This is a genomic window from Sulfuricurvum sp. RIFOXYD12_FULL_44_77 (assembly GCF_001830725.1).
In the GTDB taxonomy this organism is placed as follows: Bacteria; Campylobacterota; Campylobacteria; order Campylobacterales; family Sulfurimonadaceae; genus Sulfuricurvum; species Sulfuricurvum kujiense_A.
Genome location: NZ_MIBU01000144.1, coordinates 1 through 6062, shown reverse-complemented (window position 1 = coordinate 6062; position 6062 = coordinate 1). Strand labels below are relative to the sequence as shown.

Below are 6062 nucleotides of genomic sequence, written 5' to 3'. Positions count from 1 at the left end.
TCGAAACGGTCTATCTGATGCCGAAACTCAAACACGCCTTTATTAGCTCCTCCATCGTCCGAAATTTGCTAAAATTCAACGGTAAAACGGTCCATTTGCTTCCTGAGCCGGTTCAAAATGTTATCGGGAGTATGAAATCATGTACGTTGCGATAGAAGGGATAGACACTGCCGGAAAAAGCACCCAGATCGAAGCGCTTCGTTCCCTTTTTCCCGAAGCACTGATTACCAAAGAACCGGGTGGCACTCCCGCAGGTGTCGAAATCCGAAACATGGTTTTATTCGGTAATTTAAAAAGTAAAATGGCTGAAATTTTGCTCTTTTTGGCCGATCGTGCCGAACATACGGAAGAAATAATATTACCCAATATGAATAAGCTCATTATCAGTGACCGATCCGCCGTATCGGGAATGGCGTATGCCAGTGTCCAAAACCTCTGCGATGAATCGACACTCGTATCGCTGAACCGTCTTGCCACCAATGGAACACTTCCCGAGGTGGTGTTTATTCTAAAATTGACACCTGAAGAGCTCAGCTATAGATTGAGCCAAAAAGAGCACGATGTGATCGAATCACGCGGCATGGAGTATCTCCTCAGTATCCAAGATGCCCTCATCGCTTCGGCCTATGCACTGGGAATCCAAACCGTCGTAATCGATGCGACACAATCTATCGATACCATTACAAACGAAATTACCACCTTTATCAAAGGAGCCTTATGATCCAATCTTTGCGCGGAATGAACGACATCCTCTCGGATGATTATGAACGTTTTGAATATTTTCTAGCCACAGCTTCCACTATTGCCAAGCGATACGGGTTTCACTACATCGAAACTCCTCTGCTCGAAGAGACGGCACTGTTCAAACGCTCGGTCGGAGAATCCAGCGATATCGTCGGCAAAGAGATGTATCAGTTTATCGACAAAGGGGAGAACGACGTCTGTCTGCGCCCAGAGGGGACAGCCGGTGTCGTCCGAGCATTTGTACAGCACAAGCTCGACAAAAAGGGGGGAATCCACCGCTTTTATTACCACGGAGCGATGTTTCGCTACGAACGTCCTCAAAAAGGGCGTTTGAGAGAGTTTCATCAGTTCGGTGTCGAGAGTTTCGGCGTCGATTCCGTCTACGAAGACGCATTGATGATTATGATGGTTGCCGATATCCTCAAAGCGCTCGGTATCGGGTATCGCCTCAAACTCAACTCCCTCGGTGATCAAAATTGTATGCCAGAGTATCGTGAAAAGCTCGTCAGTTTTGTCGAGAGCTGCGGTGATGCGATCTGCGGCGACTGTGAACGCCGCAAGCTCACCAATCCTATCCGTGTGTTGGACTGTAAAAACGAAGCATGCCAAAGCCTTTATGCAAATGCACCGAAATTAATCAACAACCTCTGTGACGGCTGCCAGAGCGATTTTGATACGTTAAAAACGATTTTGGATCAGCACGCTATCGCGTATGAGATTGACACCAACCTTGTACGGGGATTGGATTACTACTCTAAAACGGCATTTGAGTTCGTCAGCGATAATATCGGGAGCCAAAGTGCCATCGCCGGCGGCGGACGGTATGATCGTCTTATCGAATTTTTAGACGGAAAACCGACCCCTGCTGTGGGATTTGCTCTCGGGATCGAACGATTGATGGAACTTATCGTGATGCCCGAATCCGTACGCGAGGGGTATTATTTGGGAGCCATGGATTCCGAAGCCATCGCACCGATACTTTTATGCGCCGAAAAAATACGTCGAAGCGATAAAGCGGTCGTCGAATACGAGGCACGTTCACTCAAAGCGCACCTTAAGGGAGCTGATCGCATCAATGCCCGCTATTGCGCCGTAATCGGAGAAAACGAGCTGGTTCAAAACACTATCTGGGTGAAAGATTTAGTCGAAAAAACCGAATCTCTTATCCCTCTAAATGATTTTTTTGTATAAGGGAGATGATGTGAAAACATACGGAATAGATATTTGGGGTGAAAACAACTTTATGATTGATCAAGGGAAGATCAAAGTCAACTATAAAAGTTCCCCCTCATTGCTTGAAATCACCCAAAAGGTACGTAAAACCAACCTTCGCGGACCGCTTATCTTGCGTTTTCCCCACCTGATCAGCAAACAAATCGATGCTTTGTACTCTAACTTTCGACGCGCTATTTTCGAGAACGATTATACCGGTAAATTTCACGCCGTTTTCCCTCTCAAAGTAAACCAGTTTCCTGAAGCGGTCGATGCTATCGTCGAACTCGGTGAAAAATACAGCTACGGTTTAGAAGCGGGTTCCAAAGCGGAACTTGCCCTCGCGATGGCCAAAACCGCTATAGGTGCGCCGATCACCGTTAACGGCTTCAAAGACGAAGAGATGGTAACGCTGGGCTTTATGGCGGCGCAAATGGGTCATAACATCACGATCACGATCGAAGGCTTAGGTGAACTCGAATGGATTATCGACGTCGCCCAATCGTGCGGTTTGAAAGTCCCTAACATCGGTATCCGTGTCCGCTTACAGTCTGAGGGGAGCGGTATTTGGGCAAAGAGCAGCGGTATGAGCGCTAAATTCGGTCTCACTTCCACGGAGCTTATCGAAGCGATGTTGATGCTCCAAGAGAACAACATGCTCGAACATTTCAGTATGATCCATTTTCATATTGGAAGCCAGATGCAAGATATTGCCCCTTTGAAGCGTGTCTTGCGCGAAGCGGGAAATATCTATGCCGAACTCAAAAAAATGGGTGCCGACAACCTCCAAGCAATCAATATCGGGGGAGGACTTGCAGTAGAGTATTCCCAACACACCTCGACTCGGATGCGTAACTATACCCTCGAAGAGTTTTCCAACAGTGTCGTCTTTTTGCTCCGTGAAATTATGAATGCCAAAGGGGTAACCCACCCCGATATCTTCACAGAATCGGGACGCTTTATCGTCGCATCGCACTCCGTTTTGATCGCCCCCGTTTTGGAGCTTTTCAGCCACGATTACCAAGCCAAATCACTCAAACTCAAAGAGCACAATCCGCCGTTGATCGAAGAGTTGCGGGAACTTAATTCCCTCCTCTCTCCGCGTACATGCATCGAGTATATGCATGATGCGCTCGATCACATGGAGTCTTTGCTCACCTTGTTTAACCTTGGACACATTGACCTCCAAGACCGCTCCAATGCAGAGATTTTGGTACACCAGATCATCAAAAAATCACTCTACCTCTCTCAGGATAATCCGATGCCGGAGATCGAGCGCTTACAGGTGAAGCTTCAAGAGCGCTATTTGATCAACACCTCAATCTTCCAAAGTATCCCCGATTATTGGGGATTGCAGCAGCAGTTTCCGATTATGCCGCTCGATCGTCTCGATATCCCCGCTATCCGTGCGGCGAGCCTGTGGGATATTACTTGTGACAGTGACGGAGAGATCCGATTTAAGCCCGAAACTCCGTTGTACCTTCATGATATCGATCTCGATGAAGAGGAGTATTTCCTCGCTTTCTTCAACGTCGGTGCGTATCAAGAAACCTTGGGGATGAACCACAACCTTTTCACCCATCCGAGCGAATGTACGATTCTTATTAGTGATACAGGGTATGAAATCGAAAATTTCACCGAGTCGGATAATGTTCTCAATATTCTAGAAGACATAGGGTATGACGCTTCTAAACTTCTCACAAACCTTAAAAATAAACTCGCATCCAGTGATTTTAGGACAGAAGAAGAAAAAAGTGATACACTTCAAAAACTCGAAATGTACTTGTACCAAAACGGGTACCTCCGAACGACACGATAAGGATTGAATTTGGGACTTTTTTCTGAAATTGCCGAAGATTTTTCGAATGTTTATAAAAATGATCCCGCAATCAGTTCTCGAATCGAACTTTTTTTTAACTATCCGGGTGTATGGGCCATCTTTTGGTACCGTATCTCCAACCGCCTCTACCGTAGCGGCTTCCGTGCAATTGCCCGTATTCTAATGGGGATCAATCAACTTTTTACCAATATTGATATCCATCCGGGTGCTACGATCGGTCGACGTGTTTTTATCGACCATGGCTTCGGTGTCGTTATCGGGCAAACAACGATTATCGAAGATGATGTCCTTATCTATCAGGGGGTCACCCTCGGCGGAGTCAGCCTCACTCCGGGTAAACGCCACCCTACCATCAAAAGCGGTGTTGTAATCGGAGCCGGAGCAAAAGTTCTCGGAAATATCACGATCGGAATCAACTCCAAAATCGGTGCCAATTCTGTTGTCGTCCGCGAAGTCCCCGATAACAGCACCGCTATCGGTATCCCCGCACACGTCATCCAAAAAGGGCGAGACAAAGACCCTTTCAGCCATAACAAACTCCCCGACATCAACAAAGAGATGTTCGAGTACCTTCTCCGTCGTGTTGCCGTTTTGGAGCACTATATGGTTCAAGACAACACCGAGATTTTAGAACAAGACCTGCAGCTTGAAAATATCTACGAATCGTTTATTAAGGCGATGAAAAATTGACCTTTTCAAATGAGTAAATTTTTAAAAATTTCACTGTTGCTCTCTTTTTTATTGACTCAACTTTCTGCTGCATCTCTCACTTCGAATCAAGTGCGAAGCGGATTATCCCCCGCCCTTTTCCCCCTCACCCTTTCATCTCTGAGTGCCGATACCTCTAACGACGATGAAATGTGGCATTGGCTCAATCTCGCACGCCTTCAGCAAGCTAACGGTGACTTTAATACCTCTATAGCCTCATTTGAAAAGAGTTATGCAATTTTAGACGAATATGAAAATCGCGCTAAAGTCAGTATTCGTAATGTCGGCTCTTTTATAGGTTCCTCACTCCTCTCAAAAGGGTCTGAGACCTATTACGCCAAAGGATATGAACGTTCCCTCATGCATACCCTTAATGCTCTCAATTATGCGATGCTCGGGGATTTCGAAGGAGCAGCAGTAGAGATGCGCCGTATGGAGATGCGTCAAGAATTTTGGCTCAGAGAGAGCGAAGAAAAAATAAAAGATGCGGCAGATGAAAAGGCAAAAGCACAACGTCAGGGGAGTGATGTCACCTCAATCCCTTCGGGATACTCAATGGGGATAATGCTCGAAGACCCTGACGTTCGCATGATGGCGAATAATTACCAAGACCCTTTTTCCTATACTCTCAGCAGCATTATTGTGGATATCGCGGGTCACTCAGCTGCTTCGGGTGATGCGTCCGCCATTAGCTTAAAACGGGCAGTAGCCCTCAATCCGAATGTTTCCAAAGCATTTGCTTCCTCTAAAATCAATCCAAAAACACCCTCGATGGAGGTTACTGTTATTATTTTATCGGGTGAAGCCCCCTCGCTAAAAATCGAAAAGATCCGTTTTCCTATTTTTCATGCGGCCGAATATACCAGCCTTGATTTACCTTCGTACTCTTTGCCGATCAACGATCTCAACTCCGTTGCTCTCTCAACCGCTACCCTCCGCCTCAATCCGCCGAGACTTTTAAGATCGGATCTAATGGCCTATAAAACACTTAAAGACGAACTCCCCTCCGATCTGGCAAAAGGGGTCGTTCGGGCAACAACCAAAGCGGTGGCGGCCAAACAAATCAGCGATAAATTCGGCGATCTCGGCGGACTAATCGCTTCGATTACTATGGATTTTGGAAGTTCCTACGCCGATCAGGATTTCCGTAATTGGGAACTCCTCCCCAATTCAGGCTTTATTTCCAAATTTAAAGTCAAAAAAGGAGATACTCTCGATATCATGCTGAATGAATATAAAGAGTCAATACAACTCCCGAACGATAAGAAAGGTGCCGTTATACTGGTCAACTATTTAACTTCGGACAACATAAGGATTCATCATGTCACCTACTAAAACTGCCTTTTTTTCACTCTCTCTAGCCTTGTTAACAGGGATAGTATTCAGCGGATGTGCTTCTAAAAATATTACGATTATCGGCGAAAAACGGGTCGATATCGTTATGCATAAAAGTATCCAAGAGGGTTCTTTGCTCAAAGTCGTTGCCGAGCTTGAAAACGATGATTTTGATGAAGTCGAAGGGTTCGTCTACCAAATCGAATGGTACGATATGAACGGT

6 protein-coding genes and 1 pseudogene are annotated in these 6062 nt (G+C 46.0%); all 7 read left to right on the top strand.

Annotated features, from left to right (window positions below; all coding sequences use genetic code 11):
- Positions 1 to 155: pseudogene (locus A2517_RS06095) on the top strand (pantetheine-phosphate adenylyltransferase); the annotation flags it as partial.
- Positions 140 to 721, top strand: coding sequence for a dTMP kinase (tmk, locus tag A2517_RS06090; protein ID WP_294895154.1), 582 nt, complete (start codon positions 140 to 142; stop codon positions 719 to 721). The pseudogene A2517_RS06095 and the gene tmk, both read left to right, overlap by 16 nt.
- Entirely contained in the window at positions 718 to 1935 is a 1218-nt protein-coding gene (gene hisS, locus A2517_RS06085) for a histidine--tRNA ligase (RefSeq protein ID WP_294895152.1), read from the top strand. Before tmk ends, hisS begins: the two co-directional genes overlap by 4 nt.
- Before the next feature lie 10 nt (positions 1936 to 1945).
- On the top strand, positions 1946 to 3775 hold the full coding sequence (gene speA / locus A2517_RS06080; RefSeq protein WP_294895150.1) for a biosynthetic arginine decarboxylase: 1830 nt from the start codon (positions 1946 to 1948) through the stop codon (positions 3773 to 3775).
- Between the two features lie 9 nt (positions 3776 to 3784).
- The gene (gene cysE / locus A2517_RS06075) at positions 3785 to 4486 is read left to right on the top strand and encodes a serine O-acetyltransferase (protein ID WP_294895148.1); all 702 of its coding nucleotides are present in this window, start codon (positions 3785 to 3787) and stop codon (positions 4484 to 4486) included.
- A gap of 9 nt (positions 4487 to 4495) precedes the next feature.
- A complete protein-coding gene (locus A2517_RS06070) occupies positions 4496 to 5839 on the top strand; it encodes a hypothetical protein (protein ID WP_294895146.1) in 1344 nt (447 codons plus the stop codon).
- The coding region (locus A2517_RS06065) for a hypothetical protein (protein ID WP_294895144.1) at positions 5826 to 6062 on the top strand (237 nt) is incomplete at its 3' end. The genes A2517_RS06070 and A2517_RS06065, both read left to right, overlap by 14 nt.

Coding starts and splice junctions, on each gene's coding strand:
- tmk (WP_294895154.1), top strand. CDS start 140: ATGTACGTTGCGATAGAAGGGATAGACACTGCCGGAAAAAGCACCCAG.
- hisS (WP_294895152.1), top strand. CDS start 718: ATGATCCAATCTTTGCGCGGAATGAACGACATCCTCTCGGATGATTAT.
- A2517_RS06070 (WP_294895146.1), top strand. CDS start 4,496: ATGAGTAAATTTTTAAAAATTTCACTGTTGCTCTCTTTTTTATTGACT.